Annotated in this window: 16 protein-coding genes and 1 pseudogene; 6 read left to right on the top strand and 11 right to left on the bottom strand. The window is 72.3% G+C overall.

Features of this window, described 5'->3' with window-relative positions:
• Together ASG32_RS34370 and ASG32_RS05650 are read right to left on the bottom strand one after the other, a co-directional pair.
• Positions 1-82, bottom strand: a pseudogene (locus ASG32_RS34370) (ferredoxin--NADP reductase); the annotation flags it as partial.
• A 314-nt stretch (positions 83-396) separates the two neighbouring features.
• Positions 397-1,347: a ring-cleaving dioxygenase gene (locus ASG32_RS05650; protein WP_056523391.1), complete on the bottom strand. Its 951-nt coding sequence runs from the start codon at positions 1,345-1,347 to the stop codon at positions 397-399.
• Positions 1,348-1,419: 72 nt separating this feature from the next.
• Between ASG32_RS05650 and ASG32_RS05645 the strand changes: the two genes are divergently transcribed.
• Entirely contained in the window at positions 1,420-1,695 is a 276-nt protein-coding gene (locus ASG32_RS05645) for a hypothetical protein (RefSeq protein ID WP_056523389.1), read from the top strand.
• Positions 1,696-1,955: 260 nt separating this feature from the next.
• On the opposite strand, the gene ASG32_RS05640 is transcribed toward ASG32_RS05645, so the two are convergent.
• From ASG32_RS05640 to ileS, 5 genes are all read right to left on the bottom strand, one after another.
• Positions 1,956-3,251 (bottom strand): pitrilysin family protein, encoded by a 1,296-nt coding sequence (locus tag ASG32_RS05640; RefSeq protein WP_056523387.1) that lies wholly within the window; start codon positions 3,249-3,251, stop codon positions 1,956-1,958.
• A gap of 107 nt (positions 3,252-3,358) precedes the next feature.
• On the bottom strand, positions 3,359-4,768 hold the full coding sequence (locus tag ASG32_RS05635) for a pitrilysin family protein (protein ID WP_020093174.1): 1,410 nt from the start codon (positions 4,766-4,768) through the stop codon (positions 3,359-3,361).
• A 159-nt stretch (positions 4,769-4,927) separates the two neighbouring features.
• Positions 4,928-5,593 carry a hypothetical protein gene (locus ASG32_RS05630; protein ID WP_020093175.1) on the bottom strand — a complete coding sequence of 222 codons (666 nt, stop codon included), beginning with the start codon at positions 5,591-5,593 and terminating at the stop codon, positions 4,928-4,930.
• A gap of 160 nt (positions 5,594-5,753) precedes the next feature.
• Positions 5,754-6,269, bottom strand: coding sequence for a signal peptidase II (gene lspA / locus ASG32_RS05625; RefSeq protein WP_020093176.1), 516 nt, complete (start codon positions 6,267-6,269; stop codon positions 5,754-5,756).
• Between the two features lie 85 nt (positions 6,270-6,354).
• Entirely contained in the window at positions 6,355-9,321 is a 2,967-nt protein-coding gene (ileS, locus tag ASG32_RS05620; RefSeq protein ID WP_107351925.1) for an isoleucine--tRNA ligase, read from the bottom strand.
• A 336-nt stretch (positions 9,322-9,657) separates the two neighbouring features.
• Here ileS and ASG32_RS05615 point away from each other — a divergent pair, with 336 nt between their 5' ends.
• Positions 9,658-9,921 carry a hypothetical protein gene (locus ASG32_RS05615; protein WP_056523383.1) on the top strand — a complete coding sequence of 88 codons (264 nt, stop codon included), beginning with the start codon at positions 9,658-9,660 and terminating at the stop codon, positions 9,919-9,921.
• Positions 9,922-9,971: 50 nt separating this feature from the next.
• Here ASG32_RS05615 and ASG32_RS05610 read toward each other — a convergent pair whose 3' ends face one another.
• The 4 genes from ASG32_RS05610 to ASG32_RS05595 form a co-directional block, all read right to left on the bottom strand.
• Positions 9,972-10,925, bottom strand: a complete 954-nt coding sequence (locus tag ASG32_RS05610; protein ID WP_056523381.1) for a DMT family transporter — start codon at positions 10,923-10,925, stop codon at positions 9,972-9,974.
• 114 nt (positions 10,926-11,039) lie between these two features.
• Positions 11,040-11,420 carry a hypothetical protein gene (locus ASG32_RS05605; RefSeq protein WP_056523379.1) on the bottom strand — a complete coding sequence of 127 codons (381 nt, stop codon included), beginning with the start codon at positions 11,418-11,420 and terminating at the stop codon, positions 11,040-11,042.
• A 427-nt stretch (positions 11,421-11,847) separates the two neighbouring features.
• A complete protein-coding gene (locus ASG32_RS05600; RefSeq protein ID WP_056523377.1) occupies positions 11,848-12,690 on the bottom strand; it encodes an NAD(P)-dependent oxidoreductase in 843 nt (280 codons plus the stop codon).
• A gap of 26 nt (positions 12,691-12,716) precedes the next feature.
• Positions 12,717-13,919 carry a pyridoxal phosphate-dependent aminotransferase gene (locus ASG32_RS05595; protein ID WP_056523375.1) on the bottom strand — a complete coding sequence of 401 codons (1,203 nt, stop codon included), beginning with the start codon at positions 13,917-13,919 and terminating at the stop codon, positions 12,717-12,719.
• 160 nt (positions 13,920-14,079) lie between these two features.
• Between ASG32_RS05595 and ASG32_RS05590 the strand changes: the two genes are divergently transcribed.
• The 4 genes from ASG32_RS05590 (at position 14,080) to ASG32_RS05580 (ending at position 16,901) form a co-directional block, all read left to right on the top strand.
• Positions 14,080-14,364 carry a hypothetical protein gene (locus ASG32_RS05590; RefSeq protein ID WP_056523412.1) on the top strand — a complete coding sequence of 95 codons (285 nt, stop codon included), beginning with the start codon at positions 14,080-14,082 and terminating at the stop codon, positions 14,362-14,364.
• Positions 14,357-14,698, top strand: a complete 342-nt coding sequence (locus tag ASG32_RS32190) for a type II toxin-antitoxin system RelE/ParE family toxin (RefSeq protein ID WP_026604932.1) — start codon at positions 14,357-14,359, stop codon at positions 14,696-14,698. The genes ASG32_RS05590 and ASG32_RS32190 overlap by 8 nt, the downstream gene beginning before the upstream one ends.
• Positions 14,699-14,744: 46 nt before the next feature.
• On the top strand, positions 14,745-15,767 hold the full coding sequence (locus tag ASG32_RS05585; protein ID WP_056523373.1) for an LLM class flavin-dependent oxidoreductase: 1,023 nt from the start codon (positions 14,745-14,747) through the stop codon (positions 15,765-15,767).
• A gap of 105 nt (positions 15,768-15,872) precedes the next feature.
• Positions 15,873-16,901: a fumarylacetoacetate hydrolase family protein gene (locus ASG32_RS05580; RefSeq protein ID WP_056523372.1), complete on the top strand. Its 1,029-nt coding sequence runs from the start codon at positions 15,873-15,875 to the stop codon at positions 16,899-16,901.
• The last annotated feature ends 17 nt before the right edge of the window (positions 16,902-16,918 follow it).

The raw sequence follows: 16,918 nt of genomic DNA, 5'->3' as shown, positions 1-16,918 counted from the left end.
GATCCCGCGTCGTGCGGAACGAGAACAGGTTGTCGGTCCAGTGGTGGACCGACAGAACGCGCTCCTCGTAGAACTTGCTCATCGACGGATCAGTCCTCGAATCCTCTGACGCTCGGCACACGGCCCCGACGATTCGGGGCCCGTGGTGCGGGGGATCCCCGCCGCCCCGCTCGGGCGGGGGTGGATCCTCGGCAGGGAACCCGCCCGGATCCGGTTGCAAACACACGCGCGCCGCTTCTTTCGCAGTTGCAGCACGTCCGTCAAGGCGTGCCGGGATCACACTGGCGAAAGAAGTGAACGGCCTGGAATCGTTCGAAGATTTAGCGTCTTCGCGGACGCTCCGCAGCGCCGTTCCGGACATGGGAGGGTTGCCGCAGAGCCGGCCCCGCGCCGCGCTCAGACGGGGGCGGCGGGCCGGAGCGGCGCGAGCCCGGCCTCGATCTCGGCCCGGCGCGGCTCCAGGAACGGCGGCAGGGCCAGGCGCTCGCCCAGGGTCTCCAGGGGCTCGTCCGCGGTGAAACCCGGTCCGTCGGTGGCGATCTCGAACAGGATGCCGTTGGGCTCGCGGAAATAGAGGCTGCGGAAGTAGTAGCGGTCCACAGGCCCGCTGCTCGGCACCCGCGCCGCCCGGAGCCTGTCGGCCCAGGCCTCGTAATCCCCGTCCGGGATGCGGAAGGCGACGTGGTGGACCGCGCCCGCGCCCTGGCGGGCCGGCGCGGACCGGTCGGCCAGGAGTTGGAGCTCGGCGGCCGGGCCGCCGGGTCCCATCGCGTAGACCTCCACCGGGCCGTCGCCCGTCTCGAAGGCGCGGTCCCGGCGCAGGCCGAGCACCTCGGTCAGCACGGCGGCGGTGCGGGCCGGGTCCGGCACCGACAGCCGGATCGGGCCGAGGCCGCGGATCTGGTAGGCGGCCGGCACGGGCGAGCCGTCCCAGGGATGCTCCGGCCCGGTCCCGCCATCGTCCACCAGGGCGAGGCGCTGGCCCTCCGGATCCTCGAAATCGAGGGTGAGGCGCCCGTCGCGCGCGGCGGGCTCGGCCTCGACGATCCCGGCCTCGCGCAGGCGCGCGTGCCACCACGCGACCGCGCCCTCGCCCGGGACGCGCAGGTGCGTGCGGGTGATGCTGCCGGAGCCCCGCCGCTCCCGGGGCGCCGGCCAGTCGAAGAAGGTGATGTCGGTGCCGGGGCTCGCCAGCCCGTCGGCGTAGAACAGGTGGTAGGCCGAGACGTCGTCCTGGTTCACCGTCTTCTTCACGAGTCGCAGGCCGAGCGTGCCCGTGTAGAAGGCGACGTTCTCCGCCGCGCGGGCGGTCACCGCGGTGAGATGGTGGATGCCGGTGAGCTGCATGTCGGTCCTGGGGGCTGCGGCCGATCTGGCTAAGGTGGGGATCGGGGGTGGCGTTGCGAGGGCAGGGTCCCGATGGACGGAGCCGACGCCATTCTGCCGCCGCTGCATCCCGGCGCGGCCCTGTGGGACGATCTTCCGATTCTCTCGGGATCGTCTGCCGCATCGATCGCGGATCGCGCCCGCGCGCCACGTTCCGGGCACTCTCTCGAGCGGGTCGCCGCCGGGCAGATCGGGATATCCACCGGTACGGCCCTGCGCCTCGGCCGCCATCTCGGAACGAGCGCGGAGTTCTGGCTCGGACTGCAACACCGGTCCGAGCTGGAGATCCTGAGCACGGCCATCGGTTGAGGCCCGCCCGCGGCGTCATCACGAGCGCAGCGAAGTGACCCCGGATCAGCGCGCCCACCGGAAGCGTCGCACCGACTGGATTGCTTCGCTTCGCTCGCAAAGACGGCCGCGCCGGTAAACGGTATCAGAGCCGCTACTTCGACAGGACGGCCTCGATCTCGGCCCCCGTCGCAAGATCTCCGCGCGCCTCGATCAGATCGGCCACGTCGTCCGGCACAAGTTCGATCACCCGCATCTCAGGCGACAGGGCGCGGGCGCCCTCAGAGCCCGACCGGCCGGCCGGCGGCGACCACCAGCATCTTGCCGTCCGCGAAGGTGCGGGCGGCGGCCCGGCGGATATCCGCCTGGGTCACGGCCGAGACCATCGCGTTGCGCCGGGCGATGTAGTCCATGCCCAGCTCCTCGAAGGCGATCTGCACCAGCTGGTGGGCGATCTTGGTCGAGGTGTCGAAGCCGAGGGCGTAGGAGCCGGTCAGGTAATCCTTGGCCTTCTGCAGCTCCTCGTCGTCCGGGCCGTCCGTGATCAGCCGGCCTATCTCGTCGCCGATCACCGACAGGGCCTCGCCGACGCGCTCGTTCTTGGTGGCGGTGTAACCCCAGGTCATCGCGGCCGAGCGGTGGCTGACGAGCGAGGTCCCGACCGAGTAGGCGAGGCCGCGCTTCTCGCGCACCTCCTGGAACAGGCGGGACGTGAAGGCGCCGCCGCCGAGGATGTGGTTCAGAACGTAGGCCGGGATGAAGTCCGGGTCGCGCCACGGCACGCCGGCCATGCCGAACCGGATCACCGACTGGGGCACGTCGAGGTCGACGACGACGCGCTTGCCGAGATCGTGAATCTCGGTGCGCGGCACCGCCTTCAGCGCCCCGGCCTCCGGCAGGGTCCCGAAGGCGCGGTTCAGGCCCTCGGCGAGCTGCTCGGCGCCGATGGCGCCGACCGCCGCCACCTTCACCCGGCCGCGGCCGATGATGCGGGCGTGCATCGCCAGCAGGTCGTCCCGGGTGATCGCCGTCACGCTCTCCACGGTGCCGGAGGACGGGCGGGCGTAGGGATGGCCGGCGAACGCCTCCTTGAAGAAGCGGCGGGAGGCCAGCACGCCCGGATCGTTCTGCTGATAGCGCAGGCCGGCGATGATCTGGGCGCGGACGCGCTCGATCGCGTCGGGGTCGAGGCGGGGCTTGGCCAGCGCCAGGGCGAGGAGCGCGATGCCCTCGTCGGCGTGCTTGACCAGCATCTTCAGCGAGCCGCCGACCGCGTCGGCCCCCGCGTGGAACGACAGCTCGATTGCCCGGGCGGCGAGCCGCTCCTGGAACAGGTCGGAGGTCAGATCGCCGGCGCCCTCGTCGAGGAGCCGCGCCAGCATCTGCGCGCAGCCGGCCTTGCCGGCCGGGTCCTGGGCGGCGCCGCCCTCGAAGGTGAAGGCCAGGGCGATCATCGGCACCACCGGCGACTCGACGTGCCACGCCTCGATGCCGGCGGCGGTCGTCACCGTCAGCGCCGTGGTGGGCGAGCTGACGGTTTGGGCGGTGGTCTCGACCAGAGTCTCGGCCAAGCTCATGGGAACCTCGTGTCTCTATCTCGGGCGACGGCGGAGCGGGCCAGGGCTCCCGTTCGGCAGAGCGCCCCGCCCGGACCCGTCACGGGCCCGGCGGGACGCACCCGGGGTTACTCGGCGGCCATCGCGACCGGGGCGTCGGGATCCTGCGCCTTGGTCAGGTAACCGGTGACCGAGCGGGCCGGCGTCAGCCAGCGCTCGGCGGCGCCCTTGAGACGCGCCTGCGTCACCCCCTCGATGTCGGTCGGCCAGCGGCGGACCTCCTCGATGGTCTCGCCGATCGCCAGCGCCGAGCCGTAGATGCGGGCCAGCGACGACTGGCTGTCGGAGGAGTAGACGGTCTCGGCCACGAGGCGGGTCTTGGCGCGCTCGATCGCCTCGGCGTCCAGGGCCTCCGCGGGGGCGCGGCGCAGCACCCTGTCGACGGCCTCCTCCAGCTTCTCCAGCGGCACGCCCTCGGCGGGCACCGCGTAGACGGAGAAGCGGGTGTCGTCGATCGCCGAGCCCATGTACCAGGCGCCGGCATTCACCGCGAGGCCGGTCTCCATGACCAGCTTGCGGTAGAGGTACGAGGTCGAGCCGCCGCCCAGCACCTCGGCCAGCAGCTCGAGGTCGTGGCAGCCGCCGTCCCGGGCGGTGATGCAGGAGGGGGTCAGGTAGAGGCGCTGCAGGGTCGGCTGCTCGACCTTCGGGTCGGCGACGGCGACGCGGCGCAGGGCCTTCGGCTCCGGCTCCCGCGCCCGCAGGCGCTCGGGGCGGGCGCCCTGGGGCGTCACGCGGCCGTAGGTGGTCTCGGCGAGGCGCCGGACCTCGTCGGGCGTGACGTCGCCGGCCACCACCAGGATGGCGTTCTCGGGGGTGTAGAAGCGCTTGTAGTAGGCCAGCGCGTGCTCGCGGTTCAGGCCCTCGATCTCGTGCATCCAGCCGATGATCGGGATGCCGTAGGGATGGTGCACGAACAGGCCGGCGGCCATCGCCTCGGAGAGCTGGGCGGAGGGGTCGGTCTCGACCCGCATGCGCCGCTCCTCCAGCACGACGTCGCGCTCGGGGGCGACGACGGCGTCGTCGAGGACGAGGCCGCTCATGCGGTCCGCCTCGAATTCCATCATGGTGCCTAGGTGGTCCCGGGCGACCCGCTGGAAGTAGGCGGTGTAGTCGTAGCTGGTGAAGGCGTTCTCCTGGCCGCCCAGGCCCGACACCGCCTTGGAGAAGGCCCCGACCGGGTGCTTCTCGGTGCCCTTGAACATCAGGTGCTCGAGGAAGTGGGCGATGCCCGACTGGCCGAGCGGATCATCGGCCGAACCGTTGCGGTACCAGATCATGTGGGTGGCGACGGGGGCCCGGTGGTCGGGGACGACCACCACGTCGAGGCCGTTGTCGAGGGTGAAGGCCGTCACTTCCGGTCCGCCCGCCTCGGAACGCCCGAACGGCGCGGCCTCGCCCCGGCCGGCGCTGCCGCCGTAGGGCGAGCCCGGACGCAGCGGGAAGAGGGTGGGCGTCGCCTTCCTGAACAGGTGCATTCCGCTTTCCTTCTGCCGGCCCCGGATCGAAGCGTCCCGCGTCGGGATGCGCGCGCGGATCGGGGCCGTCCTGGTCACCGGGGCGCAAGAACCGCACCGGGACGATCATCTCATGTTGCCACGCCGCGGCGCCGTTGCAACGGCGACACGGCGCCCCCGTCACTGCTGCGCGCGCTGACGGAGATACGCGCGGGGATCCGACTCCTCGCGCTCGCGGCTGGCGTTGTTGATCGGGTCGCTCGACGGCGGCCGGGCCAGCTGCTTGGGCGACTGCCGGTACCCGGTCGGCGGGTCCGTGAGCGTGTCGCGGCTCGGCTCGATGTCGGAGGGCTCGGCGTTGGCGCTCTTGCCCTTGAGCAGCTCGAAGGGGCTGAGCAGGCTGTCGTCGCGGTTGTTGTCGCCGGGCTTGCGCTCGGCGGTGGTCGTCAGGCCCGCGCCGGCACGGCGGCCGCCGCGCATCTCCTCTACGGAGAGCGTCGCGTTGTTGTCGTCGTAGCGGCCCTGGGCCTGGGAGCCCTTGGGATTGCGCCGCTCCACGGCGGCGCGCTCGCGCTCCACGATCTCGGGATCCTTCGGCCAGGCGGTGCTGGTGGAGCGCGCCCGCGGCTGCGGCAGGGCCTTGCCGTCGATCTTGGGCGGCATCACCAGCGGCGGCCGCTCGTGATAGTCGATCGGATCCTGGCGCTTCTCCAGGAGGCCGATGCCCGACAGGGCGTCGCGCATGAACTCGCCGCGCTCCTGCGCGTGCGCGGCACCGACGACGCAGAGCGGTGCCAGGGCCACCGCGGCGGAGAGGAGGGGACGAAGCCTGCGATGCCCGGTCATGCTGCCTCACGGGTTCCGGACGGAGCGTCCGGCTCTGGGAAGGCCGCGGCGCGGCCCGATCCGACAGGTCCCGGCCTGAGACCGGTTTCCGGCGATCGTATGGCGCCTTGACTGCGTCGCGCCAGGAGGGGGACGCGGGAGGACCTGTGTGTTGCAGGGATCACAGGCGCGGCGCCGGGTCGCCCTGCGGCGGGGACGCCCGGCCCCTGCGGCCGTCCGGGGACAGGCTGTCGAGGATCAGGCCGATCACGCCGGCCACGATCGCCGCGTCGGCGACGTTGAACACGTACCAGGACCAGCCGCCGGCATGCAGGTGGACGAAATCGAAGACGGCGCCGTAGGCGGCCCGGTCGATGGCGTTGCCGAGCGCCCCCCCGACGATCAGCCCGAGGGCGATCCCGAGGAGCCGCGACGTGGCCCGGCGCATCCAGATCCCGAGGCCGAGGGCGGCGGCGAGCGACAGGGCCACGAGGAGCCAGCGGCCGATCCCGCCCTCCTGCTGGAACAGCCCGTAGGAGACGCCCCGGTTCCAGACCACGACGAAGTCGGCGAAGGGCGCCAGCCGCCAGGGCTGCGTCAGCACGAGGTCGGTGCCGAAATAGAGGCCGAGCTTGCTGGCCTGGTCGAGGACCAGGGTGAGGACGAGGGCCAGGAGGCCGGCGCGGAAGGGCGTCACGGGCGGCGCACTCGGCCCGGGCCGGCGCCCCCTGCTCCCCGCGGGCGGGGAGAGGGGGTGGCGCCGCCGACGACGCGGAACGCCCTCACGCCGCGCTCGCCTCCGGATGCGCCGCGTCCCACTCGCGCAGGGCCTGGGCGTCGCGGGGCGTCACGTCCGGGTAGTCCGGGTCGCTGCCCACCTCCGGGCTGACCCGCCAGGAGCGGGCACATTTGCGGCCCTCGGCCGGGCTCGGCACCACCGCCACGCCGCGCACCTCGTCGAGGCGGAAGGCCTCGGCCGGGCCCTCGCCCGCCACCACGGCGATGGCCGAGGTGATGCAGGTATCGGCGAAGTCGCAGCCCTCGAGCGCCGCGAGAAGCTCCGGATCCGCCACGTAGACCGTCGGCGCCGCCTCCAGGCTCGCGCCGATGCGCTTGGCCGCGCGCTCGATCTCCAGGGCGCCGGTGACCACCCGCCGCACCCGCCGGATTTTTTGCCAGCGCTCCGCGAGGGGGGCGTCGAGCCAGTCAGCCGGAGTCTCCGGCAGGGTCTGGAGATGCACCGAGCCGTCCTCGGACGGGTAGCGGTCGAGCCACGCCTCCTCGGCGGTGAAGGCGAGCACCGGGGCGAGCCAGATCGTCACCCGGCGGAAGGCCTCGTCGATCACCTGCAGCGCCGCCCGCCGGCGGACCGAGGATACGGGATCGCAGTACAGGGCGTCCTTGCGCACGTCGAAGTAGAAGGACGACAGGTCGCCGGTCATGAAGCCGTTGAGCAGCGCCACCACCCGCTTGGTGTCGAACGCCGCGTAGGCCTCGCGGATCTCGCCGTCGAGCTCGGCGAGCCGGTGCAGGATCAGCCGCTCCAGCTCCGGCATGTCGGCGTAGGCCACGTCGTCGCCCTGGACCCGGTGGGCCAGCGAGCCCAGCATCCAGCGCAGGGAGTTGCGCAGCTTCCGGTAGGTCTCCGCGAAGGTCTTGATGATCTCCGGGCCGATGCGCAGGTCATCCGTGTAGTCGGAGGCGGCGACCCACAGGCGCAGGATGTCGGCGCCCGAATCCTTGATGACGCTCTGCGGTGCGACGACGTTGCCCTTCGACTTCGACATCTTCAGGCCCTTGCCGTCGAGCACGAAGCCGTGGGTCAGGACGATGTCGTAGGGCGCCCGGCCGCGGGTCCCGGCGGATTCGAGCAGTGAGGACTGGAACCAGCCGCGGTGCTGGTCGGAGCCCTCCAGGTACATGACCCGGTCCTGGCCGCCGTCGCGGACGCGCTTCACCCCGGCCAGCCCCGGGAAGGCCTCCGGATCGTCGAGCACGAAGGCGTGGGTCGATCCGGAATCGAACCAGACGTCGAGGACGTCGGTGACCTTCTCGTAGGACGCAGGGTCGTGGTCGGGCGCCAGGAAGCGCTGCGCGGCGTCGTCCCGGAACCACGCGTCGGCGCCCTCGGCCGCGAAGGCATCGCGGATGCGGGCGTTGACGGCGTCGTCCTTCAGGATCTCGGCGGTGTCGCGGTGGACGAAGACGGTGATCGGCACGCCCCAGGCGCGCTGGCGCGAGACCACCCAGTCCGGCCGGTTGGCGACCATGCCGGTGATGCGGTTCTTTCCTTGCGTCGGCACCCACTGGGTGTCGTCGATGCCCTGGAGCGCCACCTCGCGCAGCGACCGGTTGCCCAGCGAATCCACCGGCCGGTCCATGGCGATGAACCATTGCGGCGTGTTGCGGAAGATCACCGGCTTCTTGGACCGCCAGGAATGCGGGTACTGGTGGCGCAGCACCCCGCGGGCGATCAGCGCCCCGGCCTCCGTCAGCGCGGCGATGACCGCCTTGTTGGCGTCGCCCTTCTCGCCCTTGGCGGTGAGCACGCGGGTGCCGGTGAAGCCCGGAGCGGCCTCCGTGAGCACGCTGTCGGCGTCGACCGTGTAGGGGATGGTCGCGTCGATGCCGCGCTCGCGCAGCAGCCGGCCGCTCGCCATCCAGAGCTCGAAATCCTCGCGGCCGTGGCTCGGCGCCGTGTGGACGAAGCCCGTGCCGGACTCGTCGGTGACGTGGTCGCCGTCGAGCATCGGCACGGCGAAGCCATAGCCGAGCTTGGCCAGCGGGTGGTCCAGGGTCAGGCCGGCGAGCGTCGAAGGGCTCACGTCGGCGACGCGCGCGAACGCCTCGACCCGGGCGGCCTTGAACACGGTCGCGGCCAGGCTGTCGGCGAGCAGGTAGGTCTGGCCGGGCACCGCCCAGTTGTCGGCCGGCGCCTCCGTGACCCGGTACAGGCCGTAGGCGATCTTCTTCGAGAACGCGACGGCGCGGTTGCCCGGGATCGTCCACGGAGTGGTCGTCCAGATCACCACCCGCGCCTGCGCGAGATCGCCCTCGGCGCCGGACCGGATCGGAAACGCGCAAAAAATCGTGTCGCTGACGTGCTCCTCGTACTCGACCTCGGCTTCGGCCAGCGCGGTCTTCTCGACCACCGACCACATCACCGGCTTGGAGCCGCGATAGAGCTGGCCGCTCATCGAGAACTTCATCAGCTCGTCGGCGATCACGGCCTCGGCCGGGAACGCCATGGTGGCGTAGGGATGGTCCCAATCGCCGGTGACGCCGAGCCGCTTGAACTCCTCGCGCTGCACGTCGAGCCACTGGGCCGCGAAGGTCCGGCATTCCTGCCGGAACTCGATCACCGGCACATCGTCCTTGTTGCGGCCCTTGGCGCGGTACTGCTCCTCGATCTTCCACTCGATCGGCAGGCCGTGGCAGTCCCAGCCCGGGACGTAGTTGGCGTCGAAGCCGAGGGCGGTCTGCGAGCGGACCACCACGTCCTTGAGGATCTTGTTGAGCGCCGTGCCGATGTGGATGTTGCCGTTGGCGTAGGGCGGGCCGTCGTGGAGCACGAATTTCGGCCGGCCCTGGCCGCGGGCGCGCAGCTTGCCGTAGAGGTCCATCCGCTTCCAGCGCTCGATGAAGAGCGGCTCGCGCACCGGCAGGCCGGCGCGCATCGGGAACTCGGTCTGCGGCAGGAACAGGGTCTTGGAATAGTCGCGGGCGGGCGCGGTCTCGGGGGCGGTCATCGGATCTCGCATCGGCGGTCGGGCCGGCAGCGTCGGGCCGGCGGAATCGGGTCGGGCGGCAGGAGGATCCCGGACCTCCGCGCGGCCGCGCTGGAGCGGGCCCTCAGGCGGAGGCCGGGCCGGTAATTCGGATCGGGCGGCCGGGGCCGCGCAGGGCGCGCGAAGCGTGCATGACGGGTTCTCTACCAGCCGACCCGGCCCGAGGCCAGCGGCAGCGCGGATCACGCGCCCGTGACCGCGGATGGGACCAATCGGCGTCTGAACCGTTGACCGACACACCCTCCGCCCGCCGCGGCGGCGCGGAGCCGATTCGGACAGACATCCGGGAGTAGCCCCATGAAGAAGCTTCTGATCGCGACCCTCGCCCTCGCGCCGCTGGCCTACGCGGGCGCCGCGGAGGCCCAGGGCACGGCGCGCGGCGCCCAGCGCGGCGTCGAGGACGGCACGGCCGCGGCCGGCCCCGTGGGCGGGGTCGTCGGCGGCGCGGTCGGCGCGGCGACCGGCACGGTCGGCGGTGTGCTCGGCACCGATCCCGACCCGGCCCGCCGGGCCCGCGAGAACCGCCGCGAGGAGCGGATAGAGCGCCAGGAGCGTCGCTGAGCGCGCCTCGGCCGCTGACAGGGTCCCGTAACAGGGTCCGGCCAGTCGCCTCAGGCGGCCGGCCGCGCCTCCCGGCGGATCGTCTCCTGCGCTAGGAGGTACAGGCCGGAGCCGACAACGATCATGGCGCCCGCCACGGTCCAGCGGCTCGGGACGTCGCCGAACAGCAGGAAGCCGAGCGTCACCGACCACAGCAGCTGCGTGTAGATGAACGGCGCCAGCACGTTGGCCGGAGCCCGAGCATGGGCCATCACCAGCAGCCAGTGGCCGAGCGTCCCGAACAGCGCGACCCCGAACAGCAGCGCCCAGTGGGTCAGGCTCGCCGGGCTCGTCCAGATCCACGGCAGGAGCGGGGCCATCAGCGCGAGTCCCGCGAGGCCCGTGTAGAACATGGTCGTGGCGGTCGAGTCGTAGGCCGCGAGCTTGCGCGTGATGATCGCGTAGAAGGCGTAGACTACCACGTTGGCGACGCAGAGCAGCGCGGCCGGATGCATGCCGCCGACGCCCGGCCGCACGATCACCAGCACGCCCAGGAAGCCGACGCCGATCGCCGCTAGCCGCGCCCGCGACGACCACTCGCCGAGCAGCGGCCCGGCGAGCAGCGCCACGGTGAGCGGCGCGGCGAACTGGATCGAGATCGTCTCGGCGAGCTGCAGGTAGCGCAGGGCCAGGAAGTTGAGCGCCGTGGAGGCGAAGAGCAGCAGGGAGCGCGCGATCTGCAGCGGCAGGCGCCGGCTCTTCACGACGCCCGGCGTGCGCACCGGGTTGATGAACAGCGAGATCATGGCGACGCTCGCCGCGTAGCGCATGAAGGTGGTGACCAGGGGATCGACGCCGGCCCGCGCCAGGGTCTTGCCGCAGGCGTCGAGGCTCGCGAAGAAGGCGACGGCCCCGCACATCAGGGCGATGCCGACGATCCGCCGGCGGCCGGCGAGGTCGGCCTCCGGAGCGGCGCGCGGCGCGGCGCTGTCGTCGGGGACGGAGGTCGCGACCTGCGTGCTCATGCCTGACCAATCTCGGTAGAGGCTGAAACCCCTGCCACGCCCGGCGCCGCACGGGTATCGGCCGGCGCGCAGGGGAACCATGCAGCCGGCACGGTCGCCCGCGCCGGCGGCGGCTCAGCGCTTCGCCGCGACCTTCTCGGCGGCGGGGGCCTTCTCGGCGGAGGCCGTCTTGGTGGCGGCCTTGGCGAGCTTCGGCTTGGGCGGCGTCGCGCCGGCGATCAGGGCGGCGAGGTGCGACTGGTCGAGCCCCGCGGCGGCGCGCGCGGGCGCAGCGGGAACAGGCGCCGCCGCGGCGACCGGCGCGGGCGCCAGCGCGGCGGCCCGTTCGACCCGGCGCGGCTCGATGGAGCCGGTCGCGATGGGCTCGGCGAGGCTCGCCGTCGCGACCGCGGGGGCGGCGGACTCGCGCTGCACCCGCAGGGTCCAGTGCGCGGCGGTGGAGAGCGCGGCGATGCCGAGGATCGCCTTGATGCCGCTGGTGAGCAGGGCTCGCATGGTCGTCAGGCCCGAGAGAACGCGGTTACGCGGAACCGGATCCCCGGCCCGGACGCATCATCGCGCGGGAGCGTGAACGAAGCCGCAACGGACCCGGACGACGCTGTCCCGGAACGGGGCAGGGACCCGCGCCCGCGACCCGTCTCGCGGGCGGAATCGGGTGGGAAATCATGTGGGCCATGCGCCGGACCCGCGGTTCCTGTTCCCCGCGCTCCCGACACTCCTGCAGCGACTCGGCCCACTGAGCCTCACAGGAACGGCCCAGAGAACTGGTCCGGACCGTCCCGTCACTGCCGACCCCGCCGCCATGCAGGCCCGAGCGGGCTCGCGAAACCTTCAGGCGCATCGGCCGCTGGGGACAGCCCGTGTAGAGGGTGACAGCCGAGCCGGCAACAGAGGCGGGGCCGTTTCCGGGGCCCCGCGGCGATCAGTGCTCCGCCGCGGCCGCGGCGAAGCGCATCAGCGCGGCGATCTCGTCCGCGCCGTCCTCCGCGGCGAGGCGCCGGTAGAGCGCGGCGTAGCCGGAGAAGACCTGCCGCCCGGCCGCGTCGGGCCCGAGGAACCCGGCGATCTCCTCCATCTCGGGCGCCCAGCGATAGGCCTTCGGCACCATGTCGGGCAGCCCCCTGGCGAACCGGGCCAGCAGCGCCGGCTCGTTCTCGGCGAGCTCGGCCAGCAGCGCTTCCCCGGCGCCGGCGCGCTCGGCGGCGCCGATCACGAGCGCGGCGAGCGCCGTCAGGCCCTTGTTGAGGCCGGCATAGCTCATCTTCAGGCTGGAGGCGGCGCCGACCGCGCCGGGGCAGACGCGCAGGTCGAGGCCCAGGTCGCGCAGGACCAGGGCCGGGGCCGTCTCGGGACCCGAGACGTAGACGCGCGGCCCCTTGGCGCCGGGCTTCGGCGGCAGGCCCAGGATCGCCCCGTCGAGGAACGGCGCGCCGGTGGCCGCGACGATCCCGGCGACGCGCCCGACCGTCTCCGGGCTGACGGCGTTGGCGTCGATGTAGACCGGCTTGCGCGGGGCCGCCGCCAGGGCGGGCGCGAGCCGGCGGGCCAGCGCCTCCGCGTCGGCGGGCGGCACGATGGAGAGCAGGAGGTCGGCGGCGGCGAGGTCGCCGTCCCCGGCATGCGCCATGCCGGCGGCCGCGGCCCGGGCGCGGCTCGCCGCCCCGCGCCCGTTCAGGGAGGTCAGCACCCGGGCGCCGTGCCCGGCGAGCCGGGCCCCGACGGCGCTGCCCATGGCGCCCGGGGCGATCACCGCGATCGTGGGCACGGGACGCCTCCGGGACCTCGGGGCCGCTACCGCAGCGAGCCGCAGAAGCGCTGGATGCGCCGGCAGGCCTCCTCCAGCACCGCGTTCGACGTCGCGTAGGAGATGCGCAGGTTCGGGCCGAGGCCGAAGGCCGAGCCGTGGACCGCCGCCACGCCCTCGGCCTGGAGCAGCTCCATGACGAAGTCCTCGTCGGTCTCGATGGTCTTGCCGGCCTCGGTCCGCTTGCCGATCAGCGCCGCGCAGGACGGGTAGACGTAGAACGCGCCCTCCGGCGTCGGGCAGGTCAGCCCGTTGGTCTGGTTGAGCATCGACACGACGAGGTCGCGCCGGCCCTGGAAGGCGGCCCGGAACGTGGCGAGGTGGTCCTGCGGCCCGTCGAGGGCGGCCACTGCCGCCCACTGCGCGATCGTGCTGGCGCCGGAGGTCTGCTGGCCCTGGACGAAGTCCATCGCCTTGATGAGCGCCTCTGGCCCGGCCGCGTAGCCGATGCGCCAGCCGGTCATGGCGTAGCCCTTCGAGACGCCGTTCATGGTCAGCGTCCGCTCGAGGAGCTGCGGCTCGACCTGGGCCGGGGTGACGAACTCGAAGTCGCCGTAGGTCAGGTGCTCGTAGATGTCGTCGGTGAGGATGTGCACGTCCGGGTAGCGGAGCAGCACGTCGGTGAGCGCCTTCATCTCCGCGCGGGAATAGGCGGCGCCCGACGGGTTCGAGGGCGAGTTGAGGACGATCCACTTGGTCTTCGGGGTCAGCACCCGGTCGAGCTCCTCGGCCTGGAGCTTGAAGCCGTTGGCCATGTCGGTGTCGGCGAAGACCGGCGTCCCGCCGCACAGCCCGACCATCTCCGGGTAGGACACCCAGTAGGGGCGGGGGATCACCACCTCGTCGCCGGGGTTCAGCGTGGCGAGGAACGCGTTGTACAGCACCTGCTTGCCGCCGGTGCCCACGATGGTCTGCGAGACCTTGTAGTCGAGCCCGTTCTCGCGCTTGAACTTGCGCACGATCGCCTCGCGCAGGGGCACGATCCCGGAGACCGGCGGGTAGCGGGTCTCGTTCCGGTGGATCGCCGCGATGGCGGCCTGCTTGATGTGCTCGGGCGTGTCGAAGTCGGGCTCACCCACCGACAGGCTGATGACGTCGACGCCGGAGGCCTTCAGGTCCCGGGCCTTCTGGGTCATCACGATGGTCGCGGACGGCTTCACCCGCGAGAGGACGTCGGCGAGGAGAGCCATGGCGTGCGATGCTCCGGATTTTTGCGGTCAGGCGCCGCTTCCCCGCGGCGCGGCGGACCCTAGGCCCGGGACGCTGAGCCGGCAAGCGTGAGACGCCGCGGCGGCGCGCGGGAGCGACGTTTCTGCTATGATCCTCGGAATCGGGACGGAACGAGAGGCCCTGCCGATGGGCGAGACGATCAGCATCACCCTGGCACCGGACACGCTCCGCGCCGTGCGGGAGAGCGTCGAGGCCGGTGAGTACGCTTCGGTGGACGCGCTGCTCGACGAGGCCGTGCACGCCCTGCAACGCCAGCGACGCGAGGATGCCGAGCGTCTCGATGACATCCGCGCCCGCATCCGGCGTTCCCTGGACGATCCGCGGCCGGATCTGAGCATCGAAGAGGTTCAAGAGGATCTCGACAGGATGTTCGCTGAAGCGTGGCACGACACCCGCCGTGCGTAGACTGCCTGTTGCGTTTCGCCCTCAAGCGCAGGCCGATCTGGCCGGCATCTTCCGAACGGTCTTGCAGCGGAGTCAGAACGTCGCGACGGCGCAGCGCTTCACGCAGCGGATCAAGGATCGGTGCGACCGAATTGGCCACGCACCGCATGCGGGCCGACCCCGTGACGATCTCTTGGAAGGCTTGCGAACGGTGGCGTTCGAGAGATCGGCTGTGATCGCCTATCGCGTGGAACGTGGATCCGTGAGGATCCTCAATATCTTCTATGGCGGCCGCGATTTCGAGGCGGTCTATCCAGGCGATACCACGGAAGAAGCTCAGGAGCCCCCGTCCTGACGAACTGCCCTCGCACCGGCCGGCCCAGACCCCCATCTCACCCGGCATGACCCCGCTCTCCGTCCTCGACCTCTCCTTCGTCAGCGCCGACTCGACCCCGGCGCGGGCGCTGCACGACACGCTGGCCCTCGCCCGCCACGTCGATAACCTCGGCTACCGGCGCTACTGGCTCGCCGAGCACCACGCGCTCCCCAACGTGGCGAGCCCGGCACCCGAGATCATGATCGGCCAGATCGCCGCCGCGACCCGCAACATCCGGGTCGGCTCGGGCGGCATCATGCTGCCGAACCACGCGCCGCTGATGGTGGCCGAGCGCTTCCGGGTGCTGGAGGCCCTGTTCCCGGGCCGGATCGACCTCGGTCTGGGGCGCGCACCCGGCACCGACGGCCTCACCGCGCGGGCGCTGCGCCGCCGGGAAGCGCCGGGGGAGGGCGGGGACGACTTCCTCGACCGCCTGCAGGAGCTGCTGTTCTGGGACGGCGGCTTCCCGGAGGGGCACCCGTTCGCGCGGATCGAGGCGAGCCCCGCGGGGGTGCCGCTGCCGCCGATCTTCCTGCTCGGCTCCTCCGACTACAGTGCCCGCCTCGCCGGCGAGATCGGTTGCGGCTTCGGCTTCGCGCAGCACTTCTCCGGGATGCCCGCGGAGCCGCCGATGCTGGACTACCGGACCCGGTTCCGGCCGACGCGGCTCGGCGCGAAGCCCCACGCGATCCTGGCGGTGGCGGCGATCTGCGCCGCCACGGACGCGGAGGCCGAACGCCTCGCCTCCAGCGCGCGGCTCGCGACGCTGCGTCGGGAGCGCGGCGAGTACCGGCCTCTGCCGAGCCTCGCCGAGGCGCTGGACTACCCGTATTCCGACGGCGAGCGGGTGCAGATCGAGCGCGGCCGCGACCGCCTGCACGTGGGTGGCCCCGAGACCCTGCGGGCCCGGCTCGCCGAGATGGTCCGGCGCACGCAGGCCGACGAGTTGATGATCGTCTCGGCGATCCCCGATCAGGCGGCGCGGCACGACTCCTACGCGCTGCTAGCGCGGGCCTGGGGACTCGGCGCCGCCTCACAGGCGGCCTGAGCCGTCACCCGCCCCCGCCGCGGGCGCTGGCGGCGGCGGGGCCGGCCGTGCAGGCTCCTCCGGTTCACGCCCGCGACCAGACGGGCCGACCGGAGGAGAGGCAGCATGGGCAACCGACGCGAATTCCTGACCGCCACGGCCGCGGGCCTCGCCGCCGCCGCGGCGCCGGCCCGGGCCGCCGAGGAGCGCACGGCGGCTCCGAAATCCACGCCGGCGGGGGCGCCGCCCTTCGGCATGCCCCGCGACATGGTCCTCCTCAACATGCGCCGCGGCCACGGCTACGCCCTGGGCGTGAAGACGAAGGACGGCGTTCTCGACGTCGAGGCCGCCGGCCGGGCGCTCGGGATGCCGGTCCCCGCAGACATGGACGAACTTCTCCAGAACGGGCGCGGCCCGGCCCTGCGCGCCCTGATCGACGCGGTCGAGGCCGCACCCGACGGGCGCTTCGTGCTGCCGGAAGCCGGCGTCGCCTACGCGCCGGTGGTCACGCGGCCCGAGAAGATCATCATGATGGGCTTCAACTACCGCCACCACGCGGAGGAGACCGGCACGCCGATCCCCAAGGACCCGCCGCTGTTCAACAAGTACAACAACGCCCTGAACCACCACGGCGGCACGATCGCGCTGCCGACTCAGGCGGCGCGGGAATTCGACTACGAGACCGAGCTGGTGATGGTGTTCGGCCGCGAGTGCCGGAACGTGTCCGAGGCGGACGCCCTCGATTATCTCGCCGGCTACTGCACGGGCAACGATTTCAGCGCCCGGGACCTCCAGACGCTGACCTCGCAGTTCATGATCGGCAAGACCTCGGACGGGTTCGCGCCGCTCGGCCCCTACCTGGTGACCGCCGACCGGGTGAAGGACCCGAACAACCTCAAGCTCAAGACGCTGGTCAACGGCCGGGTGCGCCAGGACTGGAGCACCGACGACATGATCTTCAACTGCCGCCAGCTGATCAGCTTCGCGTCGAAGGTGATGACCCTGAAGCCGGGGGACATCTTCTACACCGGGACCCCGCAGGGGGTGATCTTCGGCGAGAAGATCCCGCGCAAGGACCGGGCGTGGCTGAAACCCGGCGACGAGGTCGTGTCCGAGCTGGAAGGGCTCGGTGAGCTGCGCTTCAGGCTGGTCTGATCCGTCGTCCGAGCGGT

Origin of the sequence: Methylobacterium sp. Leaf361 (genome assembly GCF_001424445.1) — a bacterium.
GTDB lineage: Bacteria > Pseudomonadota > Alphaproteobacteria > Rhizobiales > Beijerinckiaceae > Methylobacterium.
The sequence above is the reverse complement of the archived record's forward strand: the minus strand, read 5'-3'. Positions and strand labels throughout refer to the sequence as shown.

Excerpts from the sequence above, each read along its gene's own strand:
- ASG32_RS05650 (WP_056523391.1), bottom strand. The coding sequence starts at position 1,347 with ATGCAGCTCACCGGCATCCACCATCTCACCGCGGTGACCGCCCGCGCG.
- ASG32_RS05645 (WP_056523389.1), top strand. The coding sequence starts at position 1,420 with ATGGACGGAGCCGACGCCATTCTGCCGCCGCTGCATCCCGGCGCGGCC.
- ASG32_RS05640 (WP_056523387.1), bottom strand. The coding sequence starts at position 3,251 with ATGAGCTTGGCCGAGACTCTGGTCGAGACCACCGCCCAAACCGTCAGC.
- ASG32_RS05635 (WP_020093174.1), bottom strand. The coding sequence starts at position 4,768 with ATGCACCTGTTCAGGAAGGCGACGCCCACCCTCTTCCCGCTGCGTCCG.
- ASG32_RS05630 (WP_020093175.1), bottom strand. The coding sequence starts at position 5,593 with ATGACCGGGCATCGCAGGCTTCGTCCCCTCCTCTCCGCCGCGGTGGCC.
- ileS (WP_107351925.1), bottom strand. The coding sequence starts at position 9,321 with ATGACCGCCCCCGAGACCGCGCCCGCCCGCGACTATTCCAAGACCCTG.
- ASG32_RS05615 (WP_056523383.1), top strand. The coding sequence starts at position 9,658 with ATGAAGAAGCTTCTGATCGCGACCCTCGCCCTCGCGCCGCTGGCCTAC.
- ASG32_RS05610 (WP_056523381.1), bottom strand. The coding sequence starts at position 10,925 with ATGAGCACGCAGGTCGCGACCTCCGTCCCCGACGACAGCGCCGCGCCG.
- ASG32_RS05605 (WP_056523379.1), bottom strand. The coding sequence starts at position 11,420 with ATGCGAGCCCTGCTCACCAGCGGCATCAAGGCGATCCTCGGCATCGCC.
- ASG32_RS05595 (WP_056523375.1), bottom strand. The coding sequence starts at position 13,919 with ATGGCTCTCCTCGCCGACGTCCTCTCGCGGGTGAAGCCGTCCGCGACC.
- ASG32_RS05585 (WP_056523373.1), top strand. The coding sequence starts at position 14,745 with ATGACCCCGCTCTCCGTCCTCGACCTCTCCTTCGTCAGCGCCGACTCG.
- ASG32_RS05580 (WP_056523372.1), top strand. The coding sequence starts at position 15,873 with ATGGGCAACCGACGCGAATTCCTGACCGCCACGGCCGCGGGCCTCGCC.